Below are 2,269 nucleotides of genomic sequence, written 5' to 3' on the forward strand. Positions count from 1 at the left end.
GTTGAAATTAACAGGATGGTTTAACCCACAACCCTCAAAACAAAATAATTTTTCTTACCACTTTGTAATAGCACAAACTGATCATTAATCAAATCTTTGGTATTCAATATAAATTCTTCCGTTACTTTTTCTTTATTTACAGCAATAGAATTGGCTGTCAAAGCCCTTCTTGCCTCACCATTGGACTTCATAAAACCCGATTTTTCATTCAGAATTTCCACAATATTAATTCTGGATTGTACTTCACTTCTTGAAATTTCTGCTTGCGGCACACCATCAAATATTTCCAGAAAAGTGGCAGCATCCAATACTTTTAAATCATCGGAAGTTGAATTTCCAAATAATATGTTAGAAGCTTTAATGGCTTTTTCCAATTCGGCTTGACCGTGAACCAAAACTGTAATTTCTTCTGCCAATTTCCGTTGTAAAATTCGCAAATGCGCTGCTTCTTTGTGTTCAATAACCAGGCTATTTATTGTATTTTCATCTAAAAAAGTAAAAATCTTAATGTATTTTTCAGCATCTTCATCTGATGTATTTAGCCAAAACTGATAAAATTTATATACTGATGTTTTATCTGCCGTTAACCAAATATTTCCACCTTCAGATTTTCCAAATTTTGAACCATCTGCTTTGGTTATCAATGGACAAGTCATGGCAAAAGCTTTGGCTCCTTCGCCATTCATACGCCGAACCAATTCGGTTCCCGTAGTAATATTTCCCCATTGGTCGCTGCCACCCATTTGAAGCAAACAATTATGGGTTTTATATAAATGATGAAAATCATAACCTTGAATTAACTGGTAGGTAAACTCTGTAAAACTCATACCTTCACCATCGGCACTCAATCTTTTTTTGACAGAATCTTTGGCCATCATATAATTTACGGTGATGCGTTTGCCCACATCGCGAGCAAAGTTAATGAACGAGAAATCTTTCATCCAATCGTAATTATTTACTAGTAAAGCCGAATTGGCATCGGTCGAATTAAAGTCTAAAAACCTTGACAAAACTGCTTTTATACCTTTTACATTTACATTTAAAGTTTCTTCATCAAGCAAATTTCGTTCGTCCGATTTTCCAGATGGATCGCCAATCATTCCAGTGGCTCCACCAATAAGCGCAATAGGTTTGTGCCCGAAATTTTTAAGATGAACCAGTAAAATAATGGGAACCAAACTGCCAATATGCAATGAGTCTGAAGTAGGATCAAATCCTATGTAGGTTGGCGTACTTTCTTTGAGCAATTGTTCTTCAGTTCCAGGCATCATGTCGTGAACCAATCCGCGCCATTGTAGTTCGGTTATTAAATTCTTCATTTTAAATCAATTTTAGCAAATATAGCAATTCAATAGCAATGTCAAAAATCAATTTCAATAACAATAATATTCAATATATTTACGGAATGATATTAGTAACGGGTGCTACAGGATTATTGGGTTCACATTTGGTTTTACATTTATTAGAAAAAGGTGAAAACGTAAGAGCCATATTTAGAAATGAATTAGGAAAATCTCGTGTGCGACAGGTTTTTGAACACTACAACAAATGGGAATTGTTTGAAAAAATAAATTGGTGCGAATCCGATATTCTCCACATTCCATCTTTAGAAATGGCGTTCAATGATATTGAAATTGTTTACCACTGTGCGGCCTTAATTTCTTTTGATACCAACGATGAGGAAGCACTTCGAAAAGCCAATATTGAAGGCACGGCAAATGTAGTGAATTTGTGCTTGGATTTTAAAATCAAAAAAATCTGCTACGTCAGTTCTATTGCCGCTTTGGGTGATTTGGCTGTGAATGAAAATATCATTTCTGAAGAAACAGAATGGAATCCAGAGAAATCTCATAGCGATTATGCCATTTCGAAATACGGAGCAGAAATGGAAGTTTGGCGCGCTTACCAAGAAGGACTTCAAGTGGTAATTGTAAATCCTGGCGTCATCCTTGGGCAACTTTTTTGGGCAGCAGGTAGCGGCGATATTTATCAAAAAGTAAAAAGAGGATTGTCTTTTTACACACAAGGAAGTTCTGGATTTGTAACGGTGACAGATGTGGCAAAAATTATGCATTTGCTCATGCAAAGCTCTGTTTCAGGCGAAAAATTCATTCTAATTTCTGAAAACAAAACCTACCAAGATTTGGTTTTTAAAATTGCAGATCAATTAAATGTTCCAAGACCCAAATATTATGCTTCAAAATTATTAATGAGTTTCGGTTGGAAAATGGATTGGTTTTTAAATATTTTCTTTGGTAAAAAACGATTA

The 2,269-nt window shown here is 35.0% G+C and carries 2 protein-coding genes; one reads left to right on the plus strand and one right to left on the minus strand.

Annotated features, from left to right (window positions below; all coding sequences use genetic code 11):
• Nucleotides 1–20: 20 nt before the first annotated feature.
• Complete coding sequence (gene tyrS / locus RMN92_RS09865; protein ID WP_309609281.1) at nucleotides 21–1,319, minus strand: tyrosine--tRNA ligase; 1,299 nt, start codon at nucleotides 1,317–1,319, stop codon at nucleotides 21–23.
• A gap of 38 nt (nucleotides 1,320–1,357) precedes the next feature.
• Here tyrS and RMN92_RS09870 point away from each other — a divergent pair.
• The coding region (locus RMN92_RS09870; protein WP_309609282.1) for an NAD-dependent epimerase/dehydratase family protein at nucleotides 1,358–2,269 on the plus strand (912 nt) is incomplete at its 3' end.

The sequence above is a fragment of the Flavobacterium sp. genome (genome assembly GCF_031363805.1).
GTDB lineage: Bacteria > Bacteroidota > Bacteroidia > Flavobacteriales > Flavobacteriaceae > Flavobacterium.